Raw genomic sequence first — 23,622 nt, forward strand, 5'->3', positions numbered from 1 at the left:
TTCATCCTAATTTCATTTTTGGGTGTCAACGTAAATTGAATAGCTATTTAACGTCGATCGCCCAACGGTGGCTGGTATTCATCACCTCTATAAAATCATAAAATGTTCAGCACAATTCTCAGATGGGTAATTAACCGCCGCTGGCTAGTCGTTGTCGCCACCATTATTATTAGTCTGTGGACATTTTCTATCATCCCCCAAATGTCCCTTGATGTCTTCCCTCCTTTTGCACCCCCGCAGGTGGAAATTCAGACGGAAGCACCGGGGCTCGCGCCGGAAGAAATCGAGTCTTTAGTAACACTACCGATCGAAAGTGCAATTAACGGAACTCCTGGGGTGACAGCAGTGCGATCGTCTTCGGCTGTGGGCCTTTCTGCGGTTAAGGTAATCTTTGATTGGGGAACTGACATTTATCAAGCGCGCCAGTTGATAACAGAACGGTTGCAGCAAGCTGAAAGCAAACTCCCGGCTGGGGTAGAAACACCGCAAATTTCTCCGACAACTTCTCCTGTCGGCACTGTTATTACCTATGCTTTTACATCAGAAACTACTCCTTTGATGGAAGTGCGCCGTCTTGTTGACTGGCAAGTCACAAATCGGCTTTTGGCAGTGACAGGCGTTGCTCAAGTGGTGGCTTACGGAGGCGAAGAAAGGCAGTATCAAGTATTAGTAGAACCTGCCAAGTTGAAAGCTTTTAATGTGTCGTTGCAGCAAGTAGCTGAAGCGGCAGCGGCTGCGAATGTTAACGCGCCGGGGGGGTATTTAATTACGCCGGATCGAGAAACTTTAATCCGGGGGGTGGGGCGGATTGAGTCTGTGGAAGATTTGCAGCAATCGGCGATCGACTCTCGCCAGGGAACGCCGGTCAGAATTGCTGATGTAGCTGATGTCAAGATTGGTGCTGCAATCAAGCGGGGCGATGGCAGTTTTAACGGCAAAAAAGCTGTGATTGTGATGGTAAACAGACAGCCAGTTGCTGATACTCCGACGGTAACTAAAGCGGTTGAGGCAGCAATGGCCCAGGTGCAGGAAGCTCTGCCCAAAGATATTAAAGTTACTGTGACTTTCCGCCAGGAAGAGTATATTAATTCTTCGGTGGAGAATGTGCGATCGGCTTTAGTTGAAGGCAGCATCATCGTCACCCTGATTCTCATCCCGTTTTTGATGAATTGGCGGACTCTGACGGTTGTTTTGCTCGATTTTTTCCTAACTTGGCTGTTCGGGCTGCTGGCGATGTATTGGCTGGGGCTGGGGCTGAATACGATGACTTTGGGGGGTTTGTCGGTGGCGATCGGCACTGCGATCGACGATGCGATCGTCTATGCCGAAAATACCTACCGCAACTTGAGAGAAAATACGTCTTCTCTTCATCCGCGCCCGGTGATGGATGTGATTTTTGACGGCAGTCAGGAGGTGCGCGATTCGTTAATTGGAGCGACTGTTATTGGCATTGTGGTATTTTCTCCTATTTTTACTTTGCCCGGTGTAGAAGGTCGAATTTTTACGCCTATGGGGATTACTTATCTGGTAGTTGTGGTGATTTCTAGTCTGGAATCGCTGTTAATATCTCCGGCCCTTTGCGCTATCTTATTGCCTAACAAACGTATGAGTGGTAAAGAACCTTGGTTGCCGAGATTTTGCAAGCATATTTATCATTATTGTATCAGAACTTCAATGCGTTATTCGGCGATTATTTTAGCTTTTGCTGCTGCTAGTATGGTGGCTGCCGTAATTATTTTGCCATCCTTTGGACGGGTGTTTTTGCCGGAGTTTCAGGAGCAAACTTTGGTGAATACTATTCTGCTTTATCCGGGGGTGTCTTTGGAGACAACAGATAGCGCGGCTTTTGCGATTGAAGATGCACTTAAGAATGATAAGAGGTTTGAATACGTGCAAGTGCGATCGGGCAGAGCTCCGGGTGATGCTGATGCTGCGGGAGTTAATTTGGCTCACATTGATATCGGTTTAAGCGAGGAGGGCATGAAAAACAGGCCGAAAACTTTGGAATCGCTGCGGCAGGAGTTTGGTAAATTGCCGGGAGTTGCACCAAATATCGGCGGTTTTATTTCTCACCGGATGGATGAGGTTTTATCCGGTGTCAGAAGTCAGATTGCTGTCAAAATCTTTGGCCCGGATTTGGATCGGCTTCGCACCATCGGTGCCAAAGTTGAAGAGCAAATGAAAACAGTTGAAGGAATTGTGGATTTGCAACTCGAACCCCAGGTGCCAGTGCAACAAATTCAAATTAAGTTTAACCGCCAAGCTGCGGGTAGATACGGTTTGAAAATCGGAGAGCTTTCTGAAATAATTGAGACAGCTTTAAACGGCAAAGTTGTTTCTCAAGTTTTGGAATTGCAACAAACTTTTGACTTAGTTGTTTGGTTGCAGCCTGAAGCTAGAAATAACTTAGAAACTATTCAGAATTTGTTGGTTGATACTCCAAGCGGCAACAAGATTCCCCTCGCCCAAGTTGCGACTGTCAAATACGGTACGGGCCCCAATACGATTAACCGCGAGAATGTTTCTCGCTTGATTGTGGCGGCGGCGAATGCTAAAGGTAGGGATTTGCGATCGGTTGTGAATGAAATTCAAGCTAAAGTCAAACGAGAGGTGCAGTTGCCTTTTGGCTATTTTATCCAGTACGGCGGTCAATTTGAAGCCGAGCAAAGAGCTTCGCAAAATATTATGATATTTAGCGCGATCGCCTTTTTGGTAATTACAGTATTGATGTACTTGTCAGTCAAGTCAATTCCTTCAACTGCTATGATTATGATTAATTTGCCGATCGGATTAGTAGGAGGAGTAATTGCGGTAGCTTTGACTGGCGGTATAATTTCCGTAGCTTCCCTGGTTGGCTTTGTCACATTATTCGGCGTTGCTACCCGTAACGGCTTGCTTTTAGTAGACAACTACAACACTAAATTTGCTGAAGGACTGCCTTTTAAGGAAGCAATTATTAAAGGTTCGATGGAACGGCTCAACGCCATTTTGATGACCGCTTTAACTTCAGCTTTGGGTTTAGCACCTTTAGTCTTTGAAGGCGGGGCGGGCAAGGAAATTTTGCAACCGCTGTCAGTAGTAGTTTTAGGAGGGTTATTTACTTCTACAGCACTAACTCTGTTAGTTTTGCCAGCTTTGTATGCTCAATTTGGGCATTTTTTACGACCTCAAAAACCTCAGCCAGTTATTGAAGACGGGAAGGTAGTTAAAGCTGAAATAGCGAACTGATCAACCCTAGTGAACTCCCTCAATCAAACTGCAAAGTTGATCGCTATCGGGATTGTCGGAAGCTCGATTTGTCCAATTTTTTTTATAAGCTTTCAACTCAGCTTTGAACGCACTCATGCGCTGAATTTCCTCCTCAAGGAAATCAATTTTGCGACTTAATAAGTCTTGCACTAGCGGACAAGCTGTTATTCCTTGACGGCGAGAAGCCAAAATTTGCTGAATTTCTTGAATAGAAAAGTTGAGTCTTTGAGCTTTCTTGATAAATTGCACTTGTCTTGCAGCATCGGCTGTGTAGTAACGGTAACCGCTACTGCTGCGTAAGGTAGGTTCCAGTAACCCTAGGCTTTCATATTATCGCAGGGTGGCTACAGCAACACCAGTTTGCTTGGGTAGTTCTCCAATTTTTAGTAGCTGCTTTTCTAGGGATTCTGTTTCAAATTTTGTCATAGCAGTTCTAGATAAGTTTGAACCCTATCATTATAGCGGTAGCCAGTTTCACTTTTTTGTGCTGGTTATAGTCACCCCATTTTTCATGATAAAATATTCTATATTGCCCATAATTATAGTGGCTAAAAAAGCAGCAGTAACTCAATTTTGAGTTACTGCTGCTGTCGGATATTCTCTTGCTTCTCCCCTGCAAACTATCCATGATATAATCTACACACACCGGGGAAAATAAGGATTATTAATCGCAATTCGCTTGCGGGCAGTCAGGAGTAGGAGTAGTGCAGTGGCCGGCGGCAAAGACAATACCGGCAGTACCTGCTGTCAGGAGAACTGCCGTCAAAGCTGCGAGAGTGAATCTTTTTGTCTTAGTTGCTTTAATCATGAATTTTTACCTGTGAATTTGCTCGAAAAGTTTCTTTGGGAAACTATAAATAGTATAAACTCTCAAGTCGGGTATAGAGTCAAGGGGGGAAACATTAAGAATTATAAAAATATTTAATTTCCGAGGTCGCGCTCCTAATACCTGTATGAAAGTCTGAAGATTTCATCCTGATTTCATTTTTGCGTGTCAACCTAAATTGAATGGCGATTTTAACGCGGAAGAGCCAAGTATTCAAGGGGAACTAAAGCAGCCTGACCCTTTAACTAAGATATAGCCTTTCTCAGAAAGATGGAGTACGCTAAAACCCTGTGTTGTCAAGCTTTTTAAGTTGAATTGTGTACCTCGTCTACCCAAGAACCGCTATAAGCTTTTCTGCCTTTAAATTGTATGTCAAAAAAAAGTCCAAGTCTTGTGGGGAGTAGGGTTGGGCGCCCCGCCCGCCCTGAATATACAATTTAAATGCGCGACAGCTTATGCTTAATTCTATTGTCAAATGGTCGATCGCCCAACGGTGGCTAGTTGTCATCGCCTCCATCCTCATTACCCTCTGGGGATTGCGAGTTTTGACACAAATGCCGCTCGATGTTTTTCCCAGCTTTGCTCCCCCCCAAGTCGAAATTCAAACTGAAGCACCAGGACTTGCTCCTGAAGAAGTCGAATCTCTAGTGACTCGACCCATAGAAAGTGCGATTAACGGCACTCCCGGAGTAGAGACGGTACGCTCCTCTTCTGCTGTAGGCATTTCCGTCGTCAAAGTCATCTTTGGTTGGGATACTGAAATTTACCGCGCTCGCCAGTTAGTAACAGAACGGTTGCAGCAAGCGCAAAATCAACTTCCTCAAGGGGTAGAAACGCCGCAAATTTCGCCCATCAGCTCTCCACTGGGAGCCACAATTAAATATGCTTTTACTACAGATACGACACCTTTAATGGAAGTGCGACGTATTGTTGATTGGCAAGTAAAAAACCGCTTTTTAGCAGTTCCAGGTGTCACTCAAATTGTGATATTTGGAGGTGAAGAGCGCCAGTATCAAGTTTTAGTAGAACCTCACAAACTGAAAGAATTTAATGTTTCATTACAGCAAGTTACTGAAGCAGTTAAAAAAGCAAATGTCAATGCTCCGGGCGGATTTTTAATTAGCCCAGACCAAGAATTGTTAATTCGGGGAGTCGGGCGAATTGAGTCGATCGAGGATTTGAAACAATCTGCGATCGCAGCCAGAAATGGCACGCCAGTGCTGCTGAGCCAAGTAGCTGACGTGAAAATCGGTGCAGCACTCCAACGCGGCGACAGCATCTTAAATGGCAAGAAAGCGATTGTAGTCATAGTCAACAAACAGCCTGCTGCTGATACCCCAACAGTAACGAAGGCGGTTGAGGCGGCGATGGAGGAAATTAAACCGAGTCTGCCTAAAGATGTCAAAGTTACTGTCACTTTTCGGCAGGAAAATTTTATTGAAGCTTCTATAGAAAACGTGAGAGATGCTCTCCGGGATGGCATCATCATTGTGTCGATCGTACTAATTTTATTTTTAATGAACTGGCGCACAGTTATCATCAGTCTCAGCGCCCTCCCAGTCTCTTTGCTGCTGGGAATGATGATTTTAGATTGGACAGGACAAGGCATCAACACGATGACCTTGGGAGGACTTGCTGTGGCGATTGGTTCGGTAGTAGACGATGCCATCGTTGATATGGAAAATGTCTACCGTCGCTTGCGGGAAAACCAGCAGGCGGGAACACCTGTTCCACCACTAGATGTGGTGTTTAATGGCTCCGTTGAAGTGCGGGTCAGCGTGTTATTTTCCACAGTAATTATTGCCGTCATCTTTGCGCCAATTTTTGCACTTTCTGGCGTAGAAGGTCGAATTTTTACTCCGATGGGCGTGTCCTATTTGCTGTCAATTATCGCTTCGACATTGGTAGCCCTAACGTTAACTCCGGCACTATGTGCTTTGCTATTAGTCAATCGCCGTTTGCCCCCGGATGAAACTTGGATTGCTCGCAAATCTCACCAATTATATCGCCCAGCTTTAATGTTTTCTATCCGCTTTCCTCAGATTGTTTTGGTAATAGCTGTTGTGGGCTTTGTAGCTTCGATGGTGATTTTACCTAGTTTGGGGCGAGTTTTTCTGCCGGAGTTTCAGGAACGCAGTTTGATCGTTGCTACTTCTCTCTATCCGGGCGAGTCTTTAAATGCTACAAATCAGGTAGGTTTTGCGATTCAGGATGCTTTGAAAAATGACAAGAATTTTGAAGCTTTAGCTTTGCGTTCGGGACGTGCTCCAGGCGATAGCGATGTCGGCGGTGTGAATTTTGGAGAAATGGATGTAGAGATGAGCTCACAGGGGGTGAAAAAGCGGGAAGCTACTATTGAAAAGCTGCGAAAGGAATATGCAAAAATACCGGGTGTCGCGGCTAATATTGGCGGGTTTATCTCGCATCGGATGGATGAGGTGCTGTCAGGAGTCAGAAGTGCGATCGCTGTTAAAATATTCGGTCCCGACTTGGAACAATTAAGGGCTATCGGCAAACAAGTAGAAGCCACTATGACAGAAATTCCCGCTGTTGTAGACTTGCAACTAGAAGCGCAAGTACCCATCAAACAGGTACAAATAAAATTCGATCGCACTGCGGCTGGTCGTTACGGTTTGGCGGTAGGCGACTTAGCAGAAATTATTGAAACTGCTCTCAACGGGCGAGTCGTTTCTCAAGTTTTAGAGCAACAGCAAGTGTTTGACTTAGTTGTGTGGTTCAATGAGGGCGATCGGCACAATTTAGATATTATCCGCAACTTGTTAGTTGATACTCCCAGCGGACAGAAAATTCCCCTCGCACAAGTTGCCAAAGTTGACTGCGGCACCGGCCCCAACACCCTCAACCGCGAGAATGTATCCAGACTAATTGTCGTTTCTGCTAACGTCCAAGGGCGAGACTTAGGTTCTGTCATCGCTGATATTCGCAGCCAGGTAAAACAAAAAGTGCAATTGCCCTCTGGATATTACATTCAGTACGGAGGGCAATTTCAGGCTCAAGAACAGGCAACTCAAACATTAATGGTGGCTGGCTTATTAGCCTTTGTCGCCATCACGGTACTGATTTACTTCGCCGTTAAAACAATTCCAGCTACCGCGATGATTATGATAAACTTGCCCTTAGCATTAGTCGGGGGCGTGATTTCAGTTGCGCTAGGCGGTGGAATTATTTCAGTCGCTTCAATGGTGGGATTCATCACCTTATTCGGTGTAGCTACCCGCAACGGACTGCTGCTAGTTGATAACTATAACAACAAGTTAGCAGATGGTATGCCTTTACAGAAAGTCATCGTTGAGGGTTCTATGGAGCGGCTAGTGGCGATTTTGATGACGGCTCTTTCATCTGCCTTGGGCATGGTTCCTTTAGTAATTGGCAGCGGCGCAGGTAAAGAAATTCTGCAACCGCTAGCAGTTGTAGTGCTGGGAGGATTGTTTACTTCTACTGCATTAACGCTGTTAGTTTTGCCAGCTTTGTATTCTATGTTTGGAAGGTTTTTAGTTGCTAAAACGAGTGTTTTAATTGAAGCAAAGATAGTTAATGCAAGTTTTGATGCTTGATGTTAAATCACGAGTTTTATCTCTTAGTCTCGCGTTGCGCGGACGCAAGTTTGTGCAGTAGGGGCAATCCCCCCGTGGTTGCCCGGGTTTCAACCGCCGAATGATCGACGGGGTAACTCACTTTCAACCTGAAATAAACATTGACTGTTTTGGCACAAACCTATGAAAATTTTGCTAGTTGAAGACGACGATCGCATTGCCAAACCTCTAGCAGAAGATTTAAGGCATCAAAATCATGCCGTCGATATAGCGACTGACGGCATCGAAGCTTGGGATTACATCCAATCAGTTAATTATGACCTAGTTTTGTTAGATTTGATGCTGCCAAAATTAGATGGAATTGCGCTGTGCAAGCGTCTGCGTGCAGCTAAGTCCAACACTCTGATTTTGATGCTGACAGCACGGGATACAACCTCAGATAAAGTCCTTGGACTCGATGCGGGGGCTGATGATTATTTAATTAAGCCCTTTGAATTAGAAGAATTATCAGCACGAATCAGAGCTTTATCTCGCAGAATTCCTGAAACCAAGCCGCTGATTTTAAGCCACGGCGATTTGCAACTCAATCCCAGTAGCTGCACCGTCACCTATGGCAATCAACCTTTATCTTTAACACCCAAAGAATATATGATATTAGAATGCTTTTTGAGAAACCCCACTCAAGTTTTGACTCGTGCAGCAATTTTAGATAAACTGTGGGATTTCGATCGCTCCTCTGGAGAAGGCACTGTCAAGACTCACGTTACAAATCTGCGGAGCAAGCTAAAAGCAGCCGGAAGTTCAGAAAATTTCATCGAAACAGTTTATGGAATTGGTTATCGTCTCAGCGGCACTAACTGAAAATCTCAGATTTCAGAAACCGGGTTTCTAATCTTTCACAAACAAATCATTAATATTCTACTGACTGTTGCATATTTTTCAAATTATGTTTACTAAAATTCGATGGCGTTTGCTGTTATCTTATCTGACAGTATTTACCTCAATCTTAGTCATTTTTGCCGCTGGGGTGCGGCTTTTGTTCGCGCGCAGTCTCACCCAACAGCTAACAGACAGACTGACTGCTTTAGGGCAAGGAGCCGCTACTAATGCAGAACCTGAAGCCTGTGCTAAAAAAATTGATTTCAAATCTGAGATTGACGGGGATATGTACTTGCTAGGAAATGCGGGACAACTGACACGGCTGTTCGCCAATTTGATTGAAAACGCACTCCACTACACGCTCGCAGGAGGAACAATTGAAGTTACAGCTAACTCTGTCAGTTCTTATTTAATTGTTAGCGTGCGCGATACGGGTGCGGGGATAGCAGCAGAGCATATTAAACTGGTTTTTGAACGCTTTTGGCGGGCGGATGAATCTCGTTCCTATTGGGCAGGGGGTTCGGGTTTGGGATTGGCGATCGCCAAAAGCATTGCCCAAAATCACGGTGGCTCAATTACCCTCACCAGTCAGGTAGGAGTTGGCAGTTGCTTCACCGTCCGATTGCCATCTATTAAAGTATCCGAGCATTCGCAGGATTAATTTGCTTCTTAATTCCTTAATTTTTTAGTTAAACTAATCATGTTTTTGATTGTTTGTGGAGTTTGCAAACCATTGACAAAGTATTTTATAAAGTGTAGATTGTTTTAAGTTTATTGAGTTTTGTCAATTATGTTAAGCAAGAGTTACCAGTTTTGGTTGCGCCATATCAACCCTCACATAACGACTCTAATCGTGACAATTGGTGTTGTTGGAATTGCCAGTTGCCTGTCGATTATTTTTCTTTTAGCTTGGCTATTTGAAGAAGTATTAGAAAAACAAGCTTTTGGGTTTGATACAGCTTGGATATACTGGGTACACGGGTATGCAACTCCTAATCTAGATGCTGTGATGCTGACAATTACTCAGCTTGCAGATGCCCGTGTAGTAGTAGTTATTGTGGCACTCACGTTGGGAATTCTTTGGTGGCGCAATCACCGTTCAGAAGCTAAAATTTTTGCCATTGCTTGTTTGGGAGCTTTTATTCTCAATAACGGCATGAAGTTATTTTTTGCTAAACCTCGTCCCCATATTTTTCCGAGTTTAATTTCTGAAACATCTTTTAGTTTTCCTAGCGGTCACGCTTTAGGAGGTTTTGTAATGTATGGGTTTCTAGCTTACCTGCTTTCTAGTCGCTTTCCCAAGTATTCCAAATTTATATATACTCTAGCTGTTATTACGATCGCTGCTATCGGCCTGAGTCGGATATATATAGGAGTACACTGGCCGACAGATATAATTGCTGGCTACGGAGTCGGCTATATTTGGCTGATGCTGTGCATCACAATGCTGAAGTTGCAAACCAGACAAGTCTAGTATTGCTTGGCTAAAATTTAGCGACTACTAAGTTGGTTTGTGACGTACCATCTAGCAGAAACGACGCGGGTTTATATGAAGTTAACAACCTAAAAATATAGTGATTAAATACTCTTCTGTTAGATACCAGACTTATTAAATAATAAATAAGTCTGGTATCAGGCTATTATGTTATTTTAGGTGAGCTTACTTACTAGATCATTCATTGCTAGAAGGCTCAGGCGCGATTAGTCTTCTCTGCTTTAGAGTTGTGAACAGGATACAAACTCCAAGTATTGATAGAAGGACTATAGATGAGCCACCAGTACCAAAATCGAGGCCACCTTTTTCGTGTGGTTTTGTCAGAACATCCCCCAGTGTTGCACCAAATGGTCTGGTGAGGACAAACGCAATCCAAAACAACAAGACTTCCGAAATTTGGGTAAAGTAATGCGCTGCCAATACTAGAGCAAGTAAACTAGAAATTAGCAAAGCTCCTCCTGCAAATCCAAGTCCAGAAGTATCGGCTAGGAAATCGCCCAAGGCAGTACCCAAAGTATTGGAAAATAGAATTGCAGTCCAATAAAGCAGCTCAGTTTTAGGGGTTTTGACGTTATTAACAGATAGAGATCCAACACTGAATCGCCAGAAGGCCAAAATAGCCAAGAGAATAGTAAGTAAAATCGCAGACCCTGTAGTGTAGCCAAGCTTTAAAGTACGATCCATGTAATCTGACATCGTTGTACCAGCCGTGCTGGTTGAAAGGATGACAGTCCAATAAAGCAATGGGTTATAGCTTTTCGATATCAATTGAGACACAAGAGTCGTTAAGAACACTCCCATCAATATCATGGAACTAACCGCATAGCCCACGTTTAACGTCATCGATAAAAGGTCTCCTGCTGTTTCTCCCAAAGTGGTTGCACATATCTTCATTATCCAAAAGAACGCAGTGATTTGTGGGAGTTTGCTCATAATTGCGATCGGTTATTGTACTTGGGCAGTTTTACTCTAGAGGACAAATGTCAAGAACTTGGAAAGATTAAGCGAAACGTCAAAAAAATCGTAAAACTCCGGCTTGATGCTGCTTTTCATCATGTTTATGTCGAACTGTCAGATGGTTTAATTGGCAGCGTAATCAAAAACTCTGCTCCCTCTCCCAGTTCCGAAAAAACCTCTAAATTACCCTTGTGCTTTTCAATCATTTGATAACAAACAGTTAGTCCTAAACCCGTTCCTTTTCCTACATCTTTAGTCGTGAAAAAAGGGTCAAATACTTTATTTATTAACTCTGGCGGTATCCCAGTACCGTTATCTCTAATTCCTATTCTAACCATTTCGCTATCTATTATTTTGGTATGAATCCAGATGGTAGGTTGCTGAGTCCCACAGCTTAAGTTTTTACTATTAATCTTTCCTTCCTCAAGGGCGGCGATCGCATTTTCGATTATATTCATAAACACCTGATTCAGGAGCGCAGGATAACACTTTACTAAAGGCAAATCTCCATATTCTTTAATAACTGCAATTCTTTGCTCCAAACGCTGATTGAGAATTACCAACGTACTGTCAATTCCTTCATGAATATTGGCCAGTTTTAGCTGCGATTCATCCAACCTAGAAAAGTTACGCAGAGACAGAACAATTTGTCTAATTCTATCAGCACCATTTTTCATTGAATGTATAACTTTAGAGAAATCATCAGCCAGAAAATCCAATTCAATTGCCTCAGTTTCAGCTTGAATAGCGCCACTGGGATTAGGGTACTGCTTCTGGTACAATTCCACTAATCGCAGTAAGTCTTGAGCGTAGTTACTAGCGTGTTCTAGATTGCTGTAAATAAAACTGACCGGATTGTTGATTTCGTGAGCGATACCTGCTACCATTTGACCCAAACTCGACATTTTCTCGGCTTGGATTAGCTGGGCTTGAGTCTGCTGAAGATTGTGCAAGGCATCTGCAAGTTGATTGTAAGCTGACTGCAACTCGTGATTTTTTTGTGAAATTTCTTCAGTCCTTTCTTCCACGCGCTTTTCCAAATTTTGCTGGGATAATTTTAGCGCTTCAATATGCTCTTTTACCGATTCAATTAGACTGTTGAAAGAAATAGTTAATTCTCCTACTTCATCGTCAGTAGTAACAGAAGCTTGGAGGCTAAAATTGGATTCCTTAGTTACTTGTTCAGCGACTTGAGTGAGTGCTTCTATAGGTTGAGAAATCATGCGACTGATGTAGAATGCAAAAATAGTGGCACCGATCAGCGAAAGTAAAAGACTGGCGATGCTTACTTCTTTGAGAACTTCCCGCGCGTCCTCCATACCAATTTCTGCTCGATCCTGTCCTTGATAAGCAAGCTTAACAAGTTTAGTTAAATCTTCTGAAAGTTGGTTAAAATGTATTGCCGACTGGCTTTTGGTAAATTCCCAAAGTAACTGCTGCGAGGCTGTAACTTTTTCTGGCGACAAGCGTTTCGGATCGATTTCTTGCAGCAGTCCATCTAGTTGTTGGCTGTAGGCTGTTTGAATCGCGTCATAAGTCTGTAAACATTGATTCAACTTTACTATTTCTGGGTCGTCTTTGTTGAAATTCTGCTCTACCAAAATTCTTAATTTGGAAAAAAGCTGATTGACTCGTTTGTTGTGAGCGAAGTATTCATCCTTTTCCTGATTAAATGATGCGGAATTTCCGATCAGAATAACTAGCTTTTGTTGCTGAGATTGAGTTTGCAATACAGCAATTTTTAGTTCGCTTAAAAGCTGTGCCTCGTCTTGTTCTAGGTTGAGCTTATCCCAAGCTTTTTTGGTGTATAAATTTCCAACTAGCTGTCCAGCAGTCGTTCCCAAAACAGCAATACTGAGTACCAGTGCATAACCCAAGCTAATTTTCCACCGAATCGGGGTGCGGCGGATCAGTCGCTGGAACCAATTGGAGGGAAGTTCCAAATCCCTTGATGTTTTTCGACGGGATTGCTTGTGAAGTACAGCTTGGTGATGGTTTTTTGTTCGCATAACAATAATATTAAGGTTGACATTCAAGTTGAATAAGATACATTATACTCTAGCATTTCTAGAGCGGATGCTCTACACTGAAAACCGGGTAGAGCGAGACTTTGATCTGTAAATTATTACCTGATTCAATTGAGAGTAGCTATAATTTCATAAATATTAGCAATCGGTTGTTGACTTGAGGTACTTTACTCAACACTTAGCTTGTAGCATATTTTTTAAAAAAATGGTATAAAGATTAGCTTTACACCTTACTAATACCATACAATAAGGAGCGGCGATCGCACGCAGTAGCTTTGTTCACCACAGCAACCAAAAATTAAGAACTTGAAAAGATTAAAAACTTCTGCCTGCGGGCAAATTTCATCCTAATTTCATTTTTGGGTGTTATACTATCTAATAATTTTAGGCAAACATTAAGTTAAATGAAAACGCTCAAGTCAAATTTAATTGTTCTAGGCAGTGTCGGATTGCTGTTTTTGGGAGCTTGCAGTAAAGGCGAGCAAGCAAGCAATCCAAATAGCACTCCACCATCTCCTCCTGTCGCATCTCAACCTGCGTCTTCGCCTCCCGCGGCTGCTCCTGCAACAGCAACTCAAGGGGGGCAAGTTGTAAAGTCGGGAGCTTACTATTTAGAGTTTGTACCGGAAAAAGAAGCTACCGGAACTCATTTAGATGTTTATTTGCAAAAAGGGGAGAAAAAGGAACCAGTTCCTGACGCCAAAGTGACGGCTCAAGTGCAGTTGGCGAATGGAAAGCAGCAAACCCTAGCTCTCAAGTATGATGCTGAGGGCAAACATTACGCTGTGGTGTTTCCCGGCAAAGAAGCAGGAAGTTATCCCGTGAAAGTTACTGCGGATATTAAGGGAGAAAAAGTTGACGGTCGTTTTACGTTCAATCAATAGATAGCTGATTTCCTAATGCAGTCTTAGTTATCGGTGCATTATGTCAACTATCTAGAACAGCATCAACCCGGTTTATTTGATCTATCGGGTTGATTTCAAGTTTGATTATCGGCAGTTTATTATCCTAAATACTAATTTTAAGTACGTCAAATTTCATACTAATTTCATCCCTGACAGTCAAGCTAATAAGAAGAGAAACAATTAGTTAATTTTTCAGGGATAATCGCAATGAAAAAGTTAATTTACGCTGCTGCATTTACTTTATTGCTGGCATCTAATGCCTCCGCTACTGTTGCAGGAGGAGCCATTCAAAATGCTAATGTTCCTCACCTCACACACAGCGGCGCTCATCCCAATAAAGCTCGCTTTCAGGGTGCTACGCATCATTTTGAAGTTCACGTTCAGGGAAAAGCTCTTTCGGCACTTGCAATTGAGTTGCCGGAGGATGTGAAACTGCGTAGCGGAATTGAGGTAAAAAATCCATCTGGTCAAAAAATCGAGTCTCAAGTTTCTGTGAATAATCGAAAAGCGACAGTGGTTTTCTCCCAACCTATTTCTCCTGATACCACTATATCAATTGATATGCGAGGCATTCAAACTCCTGGTTACAGTCGGAATTGGATGTACGCTATCTCTGGTAAAATGGTGGGAATAAACGCAGAAATACCACTCGGAACAGTTTTAATTCAAACATACTAAATGTAGCAGATGGGGGTAATTTTAAATTGCAAGAAACTTGAATAAATGAGTTAAACTTGCAATTTAAAATATACCATTGGCAATTAACAAAAATCCTTGCTGCTAATCGGAGCCATTTTTACAGTTCTACTCGATTAGATAAATGCACCTTCTATTTTACCGCACTTAATTTCCTATTTCATTACCTGTGTTTTTTTGAAGGGGAAGAAAACTCTACCTGCCAGACTTTGGAAGTAGATGCCACCGACAGTGCCTAAAAACATCAAATAGGCGATCGCCTGCACGACATACAGCTTGTCCGTGTATCCAAACAGCGCACTCAACAACAAACCGGGAAACTTTTCTTCGGGAAGCAGTTGCGAGGTATTCCAGACCATCGGCCCGAGAATGCAAGAGTGGATTTTAGTAAATCTTTCGTAATAGAAACACAGTGCTGCTGATTCGCGGTTTGTTTGCGATAAAATATTCATCGCGCTGTCAAAAATCCCCAAAGTAGATACCACTAAACCCGCTACAATAAAGAGCAATAAAATGCCCATATATTTGAAAAACAGGCGGATATTAATTTTGACTCCCCATTTAAACAGCAGGACACCAAGTGCGGTGGCTGAGAGAATGCCCGCCAAAGCACCGAGGGCTGGAATAATCCCTTGTTGAAACTTGGCAACCACAAACAAAACGGTTTCAAATCCTTCGCGTAAAACGGCAATCACAACTAAACTAAATACGCCCCAGCCGGCATGAGAATTTTTGGTTAAGGCGGCACTCACAGCGCCTTCAACTTCGGCTTTCATAAATCGCGCTTGTTTGGTCATCCAAATCAGCATCCAGCTCAGCATTGCGATCGCCACAAGCCCAAAGATTGCTTCTAGCAGGGACTCCATAATCGGTGCAAAAGGCTGATTCGATGCGGACAAAATTTGAATAATCCAGCCGAACAGTACACCTATCAAAGCGCTGGCAATCAGTCCAACGCCAACACCGCCGAAAACCCAAGGACTTAAATAACTTTGTCCTGATTTTTTGAGGCAAGCTAGAACAATTCCGACAACTAATGCGGCTTCGACTCCTTCGCGGAGGGTAATTACAAACGTGGGCAATGCTTCGCCAAAATTCATTTTTTTATGGGGAGAATGGGAGTGGTTAACCTTCGAGGTAATTGGCAGATTATTTACCAATTACCGCTCTTGATGAGAATTGATTTTTTAGGAGGCTGGTTTGAGAACTTTTTGGCTGTCGCTTTCGATGGTTTTAACTAGCTTGGTGACTTCTTCGGTTGTTTTTACGGGGGCGGGGGGTGCGATCGCAGTTGGCCAAGTTGTCTTCAGTTCCGTCATGTTGGCAACAATTGCTTTGTCAATGTCGGGGCTGGTTTTAGCCACTTGCTCGGCTATATCTTTGTACAGCATTTCCGCGTACATGACAAAACCTCGCGAATCTTGATATTCAATAATTGCGGCAATCTTGCCGTTAGCAACTGCGGCTCCATATTCGGAATTAGCTGTATCCAGCAAGCCGTTAATCACTTGCAGCACGAATTTCGGATCTTTGCGCTGCGCTTCGGGAAGAGCGGCAATTGCTCCGTCAACTGCTTGCATTGATGTGTCAAATTCCGCCTTCACTTGAGCCGGATCTTTTGCACCTGCTTTAACTAAATCCTGCAATTTAATTAAAGTAGCCTTAAATTCAGGAATTTTACGCTCGTTTAGCTGATCTTCCACATCGGCATAAATTTCTTCGACTGGATGCCCGATGTGCGGTTCTGCTTGGTCGGGTTTGCCTTGATCCAAGAGTTCTTGGGCTACGAAAAGATGCCCTTTCATCAAGCCGAGTTTAGTCATGAAGTCTACATCTTTTGGTTCCCCTGTCAGCACCACGTTTTCAATAGTTACCAAGTCTTTGATTTGGTCTAATTGGGCTTGAGTAATGACATTTTTTGAAACCAATTCTTCGACTTTGCCGTAAGGGCGGCTGGCTTGAATTTTGTTAGAAAGTGCCGGGATTCCTAACTTGGCTTCGAGTTTATCTAACTCTGAAAGAATGGCAGTATTGATGTTGATGCTGCCTTTGCCGCCGTGGTTCATGCTGTGACCGCTTGTGGATGCGGGACTGGCTGTAGCAGCGGGTGAGGATGTGCTGTCGGTGTTGCTGGCTGTGGGGGAAACGCAACCGGTCAGAGCAACGAGGATGGCTGTAGCCGTGGCGGTCGGTAATAAACGATATCTTGCAACATTTGCAACAACCCTGCTACGGGCGGGCGAGACGCCCACCCCACAAGAAAAGTCATTGTTTGTGGAACTGGCATCTTGCCTGTTCTTGGGGACGCCCACCCCACAAGAAAAGTCATTCTTCGCTTCACAGGCATCTTGCCTGTTCTTCAGAAGGGTCCAAGATGTGGGTAATAAACGAAATGTTGATAACATGGCAGTTGCTAATTTTTACGTTATGGGGATTTGGACTCACAAGTTATTAAGAAATTTTCTCAATTATCTGCGAGCTATTCATTCTACCTATTTGCGATCGAGCTTGTCAAATAATTTCATACTTTATTTGAATCGGCCCACCCTGGTAGCAGGATGCGGTTTAAGTGATGACTTCAAATACCCCCATGCAGCCAGCTTCGGCGATCGCATCTTGATGGGGATGAAACATATATTTTCCAGCGTAGCCGTAAGTAAATTCTAAAATATGTCTTTCAGCTACTCCCATTGTGATTACATCGGTTCTTTCACTGGGAGTTAAAGTCATTCCCGTGCGATATACGTCAAAAAAGTTTGCGTGCAAGTGGAATGTTACTGCTGCTTCGTACTCAATTAGGTTGAGTACGTAGAGTCGAATTAACTGATTTTTGTAAATAGGTATGGGGTTATTCATGTAATAATTGGGCAACCCATTAAAAGCGTATAATTCGTTTTTTTCGTCCTCATTTACGTCATATCCCCCCATGACTAACATGATTTCATCGGCGGGAGGACGGGGTTTTGGCGGATCGATAATGAACATTCCATATAGTCCTTTACCGATGTGGCGTGTTACGGGAGCAATATGGCAGTGATATAGATGCACTCCGTAAGGATTGGCATCGAATTCATAAATAAATACCGAACCGTTTCTCACTGGTTTAACGCCATCCATTTCTGTGGGGTGAATGCCGTGAAAGTGCAGCGAGTGAGAATGTCCACCTTTGTTAGAAAAGATGACGCGGATGCGATCGCCCTCTGTTGCCCTCAATGTCGGCCCCGGCACGCGATTGTTCACGTTCCAGGTGTTGAAAGTGACGGCGCTGTTAAGTTGGACGATCGAAGTATTAGCTTCCAGGCGAAATTCCCGAACCGTGCGCCCGTTTTCGCGCGTCACGGTGCCGTAATCAAAATCCCGCGCAATTTGCATCGGGTTGATATTGCTGACGGTGAGTGCATCTGCGGGCATGGGCGGTATTCTCGCGACTGATGTCGGTTTGCGAGTCAAGTTTTGAAGTGCGATCGCGCCCCCCGCTACCCCAGCCCCAGCTATTCCTAGCTGTAGCAGTTGGCGGCGACTCCAGCGCCCAGCCTTTTTAATGGCGGGACGATCGGATAAATCTGTCATACTTATTGAAAAAAATTCTCAAAAATTTACTCGTGGTTGATTATAAGACATTACCAGCTTGTTGTCAATGATTGTCAACTGTTATCTTGTTCTGGCAAGTCAATCGATTTTAGATTTTAGATTTTAGATTTTAGATTTATTCCCGTCAGCCTGCGCGTTGGAATGAATCCGGGGGCTTGCGATTTTAGATTTTAGATTTTAGATTTATTCCCGTCAGCTTGCGCGTTGGAATGAATCCGGGGGCTTGCGATCCAATTAGTTTCCGTCATAAAATTTCATGCTGATTTCATCTCAGTATGCGATCTTAGGTGTGGGGTAGATGCTGGATCGCTAACAATGTATAAGGATTTACCGCTATAAATTAGAGTTATGAGAGTTTTGCTAGTTGAAGATGAGCCTGATTTAGGGAAAGCGATCGATCGCACTTTAAAGCAGGAAAAATATATTGTTGATTGGGCTTTGGATGGCAGTGAAGCTTGGGAATATTTAGACAGTCACTGGATGCAATATAACCTGGCTATTTTTGACTGGTTGCTACCAGGATTGTCAGGATTGGAACTGCTGCGGAGATTGCGTGCTAAACATAGCGCACTGCCCGTATTGATGCTGACAGCAAAAGACCGAATGGAAGATAAAGTTGCGGGACTAGATGCTGGGGCTGACGATTATTTAGTTAAACCGTTCGGGATGGCGGAACTGTTAGCAAGATTGCGGGCTTTGCAAAGGCGATCGCCCCAAATTCAGCCCCAACAGCTACAAGTAGGGAATCTGGTTCTCGACTGCGGAAATCGCACTGCTTGTCATCTCGATCGCAACGGCAAAAACCAGATAATTTCGCTGACAAATAAAGAATTTCAACTGTTAGAATATTTTATGAAACATCCGAACCAAATTATCACCACTGACAAAATTCGGAATCAGCTATGGGAGGCTAGTGCAGATACCTTTAGCAATGTGGTAGCAGCTCAAGTGCGCTTGCTGCGCCGCAAACTTGAGTCGGTTGGCGGCACGAATTTAATTGAAACCGTACACGGCGTCGGATACCGCATGAGAAATTAAAGCTGTAGGGGCAACGGCGGGGGGAATATACCTCGTTTCCAGTATGTGGCTATAATATAGAAAACTCGATCGGAAAAATGACTGCCATGAAAGATTTAATCCAACAAGAGTTAGAAAAGCTCGATATAGAACAACTCAAACAAGTATTTGAATTTATTGCTTTCCTGAAATTTCGTGCCAAATTAGTGACTATTCCAGCAATCGATGAAACTAACTTAGCTGCACTCTACAGCGAATTTGCCGAAGAAGACCGACAACTTGCGGAACTCGGAATGAGCGAATATGCAGAACTCCTAAAACATGAGGATTTGCAATGACAGTCAGACGGGGTGAAATCTGGATTGCAGCCCTCGATCCTACGCAAGGTTCCGAACAGGCAGGTGTACGTCCCATAATTATTTTCCAGAACGATACTATTGCGAGATACACGACTACTGTTATCAGTATTCCTCTAACAACTAATCTGCGCCGTGCCTCTCTCCCTTCATCTGTTTTCATTCCCAGCGGTGAGGGAGGATTGACTCAAGATTCCGTTGCATTGTGCCATCAAATGCGAGTTTTGGATAAAACACGTTTGCGAAATAAAATTGGTGAAGTTAATTCAGATATCTTGGTACAATTAGAAAATAATGTATTATTTACCTTGGGATATTTACCTTAAAAAAGAGCGCTCGACTCAATGTGAATCAAAATAAACTATTTAACCAAACTCGCTGGCAATTAGCCATTTCCTATGCAGCAGTAATGGGTTTGATTTTAAGCTTGCTGGGATTTGGCGTATATAAGGCGATCGCCCACGCTCACTGGGTAGCCATAGACCGGGAATTAGAATCGGTAGCGGGGACGCTGCACGACAGCCTAGAACTCAAATTGCAGCAGCCCGGACGCTTGGAGCCAATAGTAAACGAACTTTTGCCCAACCTCTGCCTCATTGGAGTTAAAGGCATTAAAAAACAGTTGCCAAGCCGCCATATTTTAAGCGCTATCAACCAAGGCTATTACTATATTCGTTTATTTGATGATTCGGGCAAATTAATTGCTACTGCAGGCGCTTATCCCGAAGAATTGCCAGCAGAATTTAACTCCCAATACTGGCAAACAATCACTGACACCAAAGGTAATGTTTATCACCAAATTTCTGTAGCGCTCCACACCAAAACACAGCAAGATTGGGGATATTTTCAAGTTGGTCGGAGCCTGCAAGACTTCAATAATTATCTCAATACAGTGAAATGGATTTTGAAATTAGGATTGCCTACAGCATTGATTTTGATAGGCTTTTCTAGTTGGTTATTGGCTGGACTGGCAATGAAACCGATTTATTCTTCCTACCGACAAATCCAACAGTTTACAGCGGATGCAGCCCACGAATTGCGGACGCCTTTAGCGGCTTCGCAGGCGACAGTAGAATCAGCGCTGTTGACGCCTCAATTGGATGAAAAAGAGGCGCGGGAAATTTTGCGGACGATCGATCGCCAAAACCGACGACTGACTCAGTTAGTGGCTGATTTGCTGCTGCTGGCTCGCATGGATAATCAAGCGATACGCGATCGCCCTCAATTGTGTTGTTTGAATGACCTTGTTAGCGATTTAGTCGAGGAATTGGCAGCAATGGCGATCGCTTCTAAGGTAGCCCTAACATCGTCCGTGCGGGTGCAGCAGCAATTAAATGTTGTCGGCAATTCCGACCAACTTTATCGCTTAGTTGCTAATTTAATTGTTAATGCCATTCAATACACTCCGGCGGGCGGCAAAGTAACAGTTATTTTAGATTCCAGCCACCAGGAGGCGATCGTTCAGGTTCAAGATACCGGTATTGGGATCGCGGTGGCAGATTTAGAGCGAATATTCGATCGATTCTACCGAGTCAACAGCGATCGATCGCGCAATACCGGCGGTTCGGGACTGGGATTGGCGATCGCCCAAACCATCGCCCGGGCACACCGCGGCAGCCTCAGCGCCCGCAGCGAATTGGGTTCCGGCAGCACCTTTCTCCTGCAGTTGCCTTTGTGAGCTACTATGTGAGGGCAACTGACATCTTGCACCATGCTCGAGAACAGGCTTTCCGGCCTGTGAAGCGAAGAGTGATTCTTGTTGTGGGGCAGGATGCCCACCCGTGAAAGACTGATTGAGAATTGTGCAAGATGTGGGGAAAACCGAATCATCTTTTTGTGGTAATCCCTTTTGCAGAAGAGAGTACGATCGCCGAAAATCATTAAATAGTCAGTAGTCAGCAGTCAGTAGTCAGCAGTCAGTAGTTAGTAGTCAGTAGTTAGTAGTTAGCAGCTAACAACGTATAACCGGAAAATTAAGCTCGGCTAACAATTAATAGCTAATGACCGATGACCAATGACCAATGACTAATCACGGTTCATTCCCGATAAATACCTAGCGAAAAATTATGACAGTTTTAGAACAGGGAACAATCTCAATCCATACCGAAAATATTTTCCCGATTATCAAGAAGTCGCTATATACTGACCACGAAGTCTTCTTGCGGGAACTAATTTCTAACGGCGTCGATGCCATTGCCAAACTCAAAATGGTTTCCCGTTCCGGCGAATACAGCGGCGAGGTGGGCGAACCGCAAATCAACATAGCGATCGACAAAGAAAACAAAACCCTCTCAATTTCCGATAACGGCATCGGCATGACCGCCGACGAGGTAAAAAAATACATCAACCAAGTCGCTTTCTCCAGCGCAGAAGAATTTATTCAAAAATACCAAGGCAGTGGCGACGACGCAATTATCGGTCACTTCGGCTTAGGTTTCTACTCTTCTTTCATGGTGGCGAAGAAAGTAGAGATTGATACTCTTTCTTACCAAGAAGGTTCCCAAGCAGTACACTGGTCTTGCGACGGTTCTCCCGCTTTTGAACTATCAGACTCTTCCCGCACGGAACGCGGCACTACTATTACTCTTACCCTCCAAGACGAAGAACAAGAATATCTAGAACCCAGTCGCATTAAGCAGTTAATCAAAACTTACTGCGATTTCATGCCCGTTCCCATCAAATTTGAAGGAGAAGAACTCAACAAGCACAAAGCAATTTGGCGGGAATCAGCCAGCAATTTGCAAAAAGAAGATTACTTGGAACTGTACCGCTACCTTTACCCGTTCCAAGACGAGCCGCTGCTGTGGGTACACCTGAATACAGATTATCCTTTTATTGTCAACGGGATTCTTTACTTTCCCAAACTGCGGCCGGATGTCGATGTTACCCAAGGCAATATTAAGCTATTCTGCAACCAGGTATTTGTCAGCGACCACTGCGAAGAAATTATCCCGAAATTCTTGATGCCGCTGCGGGGAGTCATTGACAGTACCGACATTCCGCTGAACGTTTCTCGCAGTTCTTTGCAAAGCAATAGGACTGTGCGGAGAATCGCTGATTATATTGCCAAAAAAGTGGGCGATCGCCTGAAAGAACTCTACCGCGACGACCGTGACGAATACATCCGCTGCTGGCAAGATATTGGCACTTTTGTCAAGTTTGGAACTCTCAACGATGACAAGTTCAAAAAGCAAGTCGAAGATATTTTAATCTACCGCAGCACTTACGAACCAGCAGCCGACAAGCCAGAAACTGCAACGCCGGAAGTTCAGGTGCAAACAGAGGAAGGAGATTTGTGGCAAGATGTCACTCCGAAGTCGGAAAAGTCTACTTCCACGCAGCCTTACACGACTCTAAAAGAGTATTTGGAACGCAATCAAAAACGCCACGAAAATCGCGTGTTTTATTGTACCGATCCGGCGTCTCAAGCAACTTACGTTGCTATGCACAAAAGCCAAGGTTTAGAAGTGCTGTTTATGGATTCTTTCATCGACACGCACTTTATCAGCTTTTTGGAAAGAGAATACTCAGATGTCAAATTCTCGCGGGTTGATTCCGACATCGACGAAACGCTAATTGACAAAGAGAAAGAAGCGGAAATTGTCGATCCGGCGACGAATAAAACTCGCAGCGAACAAGTTAAAGAAATGTTCCAAAAAGCTCTCAACAAGCCGAAAGTGAACATTCGCACAGAAGCTTTGAAGTCAGACTCTGCGGAGGCGACGCCACCTGCGATCGTACTTTTGCCGGAAGCTTTGCGCCGGATGCGCGACATGACGGCGCTTTTGCAGCAGCAAGCGGCGGAATTCCCCGAAGAACACGTTTTGCTGGTGAATACGTCTCACCCGCTGATTCAAAATCTGGCTAGTTTGAGTCAGGGTGCGATTATTCAAGGCGGCGGCGAGTCTCCGTCGGCTGAGTTGGCGAGTATGATTTGTCACCACGTTTACGACTTGGCTTTGATGGCCCAGAAGGGTTTCGATGCTGAAGGGATGAAGGATTTTGTCGAGCGATCGAATCAAGTCTTGACAAAATTGACTGAACGTGCAATGTAATTACCCCCCCCAACC

The 23,622-nt window shown here is 44.0% G+C and carries 18 protein-coding genes and 1 pseudogene; 12 read left to right on the forward strand and 7 right to left on the reverse strand.

Annotation, left to right across the window (positions count from 1 at the left end):
* Positions 1-102 precede the first annotated feature (102 nt).
* Positions 103-3,228, forward strand: a complete 3,126-nt coding sequence (locus OSC7112_RS19685) for an efflux RND transporter permease subunit (RefSeq protein WP_015177551.1) — start codon at positions 103-105, stop codon at positions 3,226-3,228.
* Between the two features lie 6 nt (positions 3,229-3,234).
* Here the strand turns inward: OSC7112_RS19685 and OSC7112_RS19690 are convergent.
* Both OSC7112_RS19690 and OSC7112_RS19695 read right to left on the reverse strand, forming a co-directional pair.
* A pseudogene (locus OSC7112_RS19690) lies at positions 3,235-3,567 on the reverse strand (MerR family DNA-binding protein); the annotation flags it as partial.
* A gap of 346 nt (positions 3,568-3,913) precedes the next feature.
* Complete coding sequence (locus OSC7112_RS19695) at positions 3,914-4,057, reverse strand: hypothetical protein (RefSeq protein ID WP_015177552.1); 144 nt, start codon at positions 4,055-4,057, stop codon at positions 3,914-3,916.
* A gap of 473 nt (positions 4,058-4,530) precedes the next feature.
* Here OSC7112_RS19695 and OSC7112_RS19700 point away from each other — a divergent pair, with 473 nt between their 5' ends.
* The 4 genes from OSC7112_RS19700 (at position 4,531) to OSC7112_RS19715 (ending at position 9,982) form a co-directional block, all read left to right on the forward strand.
* Complete coding sequence (locus OSC7112_RS19700; RefSeq protein WP_015177553.1) at positions 4,531-7,650, forward strand: efflux RND transporter permease subunit; 3,120 nt, start codon at positions 4,531-4,533, stop codon at positions 7,648-7,650.
* A gap of 162 nt (positions 7,651-7,812) precedes the next feature.
* The gene (locus tag OSC7112_RS19705; protein WP_015177554.1) at positions 7,813-8,490 is read left to right on the forward strand and encodes a response regulator transcription factor; all 678 of its coding nucleotides are present in this window, start codon (positions 7,813-7,815) and stop codon (positions 8,488-8,490) included.
* 85 nt (positions 8,491-8,575) lie between these two features.
* Entirely contained in the window at positions 8,576-9,169 is a 594-nt protein-coding gene (locus tag OSC7112_RS19710) for a sensor histidine kinase (RefSeq protein WP_015177555.1), read from the forward strand.
* Positions 9,170-9,298: 129 nt separating this feature from the next.
* Positions 9,299-9,982 carry a phosphatase PAP2 family protein gene (locus tag OSC7112_RS19715; protein WP_015177556.1) on the forward strand — a complete coding sequence of 228 codons (684 nt, stop codon included), beginning with the start codon at positions 9,299-9,301 and terminating at the stop codon, positions 9,980-9,982.
* A 198-nt stretch (positions 9,983-10,180) separates the two neighbouring features.
* Here OSC7112_RS19715 and OSC7112_RS19720 read toward each other — a convergent pair whose 3' ends face one another.
* Both OSC7112_RS19720 and OSC7112_RS19725 read right to left on the reverse strand, forming a co-directional pair.
* Positions 10,181-10,936, reverse strand: coding sequence for a COG4705 family protein (locus OSC7112_RS19720; protein WP_041622634.1), 756 nt, complete (start codon positions 10,934-10,936; stop codon positions 10,181-10,183).
* A gap of 125 nt (positions 10,937-11,061) precedes the next feature.
* Positions 11,062-12,969 carry a sensor histidine kinase gene (locus OSC7112_RS19725; RefSeq protein WP_015177558.1) on the reverse strand — a complete coding sequence of 636 codons (1,908 nt, stop codon included), beginning with the start codon at positions 12,967-12,969 and terminating at the stop codon, positions 11,062-11,064.
* A gap of 422 nt (positions 12,970-13,391) precedes the next feature.
* Between OSC7112_RS19725 and OSC7112_RS19730 the strand changes: the two genes are divergently transcribed.
* Together OSC7112_RS19730 and OSC7112_RS19735 are read left to right on the forward strand one after the other, a co-directional pair.
* Positions 13,392-13,871 carry a hypothetical protein gene (locus tag OSC7112_RS19730; protein ID WP_015177559.1) on the forward strand — a complete coding sequence of 160 codons (480 nt, stop codon included), beginning with the start codon at positions 13,392-13,394 and terminating at the stop codon, positions 13,869-13,871.
* Positions 13,872-14,099: 228 nt separating this feature from the next.
* Positions 14,100-14,570, forward strand: coding sequence for a DUF2808 domain-containing protein (locus OSC7112_RS19735; protein ID WP_015177560.1), 471 nt, complete (start codon positions 14,100-14,102; stop codon positions 14,568-14,570).
* 173 nt (positions 14,571-14,743) lie between these two features.
* Here OSC7112_RS19735 and OSC7112_RS19740 read toward each other — a convergent pair whose 3' ends face one another.
* The 3 genes from OSC7112_RS19740 to OSC7112_RS19750 all read right to left on the reverse strand — a co-directional run bounded on the left by OSC7112_RS19740 (position 14,744) and on the right by OSC7112_RS19750 (position 18,158).
* Positions 14,744-15,688, reverse strand: coding sequence for an FTR1 family iron permease (locus OSC7112_RS19740; RefSeq protein WP_041622636.1), 945 nt, complete (start codon positions 15,686-15,688; stop codon positions 14,744-14,746).
* A gap of 87 nt (positions 15,689-15,775) precedes the next feature.
* Positions 15,776-16,993: a ComEA family DNA-binding protein gene (locus tag OSC7112_RS19745; RefSeq protein ID WP_015177562.1), complete on the reverse strand. Its 1,218-nt coding sequence runs from the start codon at positions 16,991-16,993 to the stop codon at positions 15,776-15,778.
* A 160-nt stretch (positions 16,994-17,153) separates the two neighbouring features.
* Positions 17,154-18,158: a multicopper oxidase domain-containing protein gene (locus OSC7112_RS19750; protein ID WP_015177563.1), complete on the reverse strand. Its 1,005-nt coding sequence runs from the start codon at positions 18,156-18,158 to the stop codon at positions 17,154-17,156.
* A 369-nt stretch (positions 18,159-18,527) separates the two neighbouring features.
* Between OSC7112_RS19750 and rppA the strand changes: the two genes are divergently transcribed.
* The 5 genes from rppA (at position 18,528) to htpG (ending at position 23,607) form a co-directional block, all read left to right on the forward strand.
* Entirely contained in the window at positions 18,528-19,217 is a 690-nt protein-coding gene (rppA, locus tag OSC7112_RS19755) for a two-component system response regulator RppA (RefSeq protein WP_015177564.1), read from the forward strand.
* 86 nt (positions 19,218-19,303) lie between these two features.
* Complete coding sequence (locus OSC7112_RS19760; protein WP_223300653.1) at positions 19,304-19,534, forward strand: hypothetical protein; 231 nt, start codon at positions 19,304-19,306, stop codon at positions 19,532-19,534.
* Positions 19,531-19,878 carry a type II toxin-antitoxin system PemK/MazF family toxin gene (locus OSC7112_RS19765; protein ID WP_015177566.1) on the forward strand — a complete coding sequence of 116 codons (348 nt, stop codon included), beginning with the start codon at positions 19,531-19,533 and terminating at the stop codon, positions 19,876-19,878. Before OSC7112_RS19760 ends, OSC7112_RS19765 begins: the two co-directional genes overlap by 4 nt.
* Positions 19,879-19,898: 20 nt before the next feature.
* Positions 19,899-21,230, forward strand: coding sequence for a two-component system sensor histidine kinase RppB (gene rppB, locus OSC7112_RS19770; protein WP_015177567.1), 1,332 nt, complete (start codon positions 19,899-19,901; stop codon positions 21,228-21,230).
* 388 nt (positions 21,231-21,618) lie between these two features.
* Positions 21,619-23,607 (forward strand): molecular chaperone HtpG, encoded by a 1,989-nt coding sequence (gene htpG, locus OSC7112_RS19775; protein WP_015177568.1) that lies wholly within the window; start codon positions 21,619-21,621, stop codon positions 23,605-23,607.
* Positions 23,608-23,622 lie beyond the last annotated feature (15 nt).

Origin of the sequence: Oscillatoria nigro-viridis PCC 7112, from assembly GCF_000317475.1 — a bacterium.
GTDB lineage: Bacteria > Cyanobacteriota > Cyanobacteriia > Cyanobacteriales > Microcoleaceae > Microcoleus > Microcoleus nigroviridis.

Bases quoted from the DNA above. Each gene is read 5' to 3' on its own strand.
- OSC7112_RS19730 (WP_015177559.1), top strand. From the start codon at position 13,392: ATGAAAACGCTCAAGTCAAATTTAATTGTTCTAGGCAGTGTCGGATTG.
- OSC7112_RS19750 (WP_015177563.1), bottom strand. From the start codon at position 18,158: ATGACAGATTTATCCGATCGTCCCGCCATTAAAAAGGCTGGGCGCTGG.
- OSC7112_RS19700 (WP_015177553.1), top strand. From the start codon at position 4,531: ATGCTTAATTCTATTGTCAAATGGTCGATCGCCCAACGGTGGCTAGTT.
- OSC7112_RS19735 (WP_015177560.1), top strand. From the start codon at position 14,100: ATGAAAAAGTTAATTTACGCTGCTGCATTTACTTTATTGCTGGCATCT.
- OSC7112_RS19705 (WP_015177554.1), top strand. From the start codon at position 7,813: ATGAAAATTTTGCTAGTTGAAGACGACGATCGCATTGCCAAACCTCTA.
- OSC7112_RS19760 (WP_223300653.1), top strand. From the start codon at position 19,304: ATGAAAGATTTAATCCAACAAGAGTTAGAAAAGCTCGATATAGAACAA.
- OSC7112_RS19745 (WP_015177562.1), bottom strand. From the start codon at position 16,993: ATGTTATCAACATTTCGTTTATTACCCACATCTTGGACCCTTCTGAAG.
- OSC7112_RS19695 (WP_015177552.1), bottom strand. From the start codon at position 4,057: ATGATTAAAGCAACTAAGACAAAAAGATTCACTCTCGCAGCTTTGACG.
- OSC7112_RS19710 (WP_015177555.1), top strand. From the start codon at position 8,576: ATGTTTACTAAAATTCGATGGCGTTTGCTGTTATCTTATCTGACAGTA.
- htpG (WP_015177568.1), top strand. From the start codon at position 21,619: ATGACAGTTTTAGAACAGGGAACAATCTCAATCCATACCGAAAATATT.
- OSC7112_RS19685 (WP_015177551.1), top strand. From the start codon at position 103: ATGTTCAGCACAATTCTCAGATGGGTAATTAACCGCCGCTGGCTAGTC.
- OSC7112_RS19740 (WP_041622636.1), bottom strand. From the start codon at position 15,688: ATGAATTTTGGCGAAGCATTGCCCACGTTTGTAATTACCCTCCGCGAA.
- rppA (WP_015177564.1), top strand. From the start codon at position 18,528: ATGAGAGTTTTGCTAGTTGAAGATGAGCCTGATTTAGGGAAAGCGATC.
- OSC7112_RS19765 (WP_015177566.1), top strand. From the start codon at position 19,531: ATGACAGTCAGACGGGGTGAAATCTGGATTGCAGCCCTCGATCCTACG.
- OSC7112_RS19725 (WP_015177558.1), bottom strand. From the start codon at position 12,969: ATGCGAACAAAAAACCATCACCAAGCTGTACTTCACAAGCAATCCCGT.
- OSC7112_RS19715 (WP_015177556.1), top strand. From the start codon at position 9,299: ATGTTAAGCAAGAGTTACCAGTTTTGGTTGCGCCATATCAACCCTCAC.
- OSC7112_RS19720 (WP_041622634.1), bottom strand. From the start codon at position 10,936: ATGAGCAAACTCCCACAAATCACTGCGTTCTTTTGGATAATGAAGATA.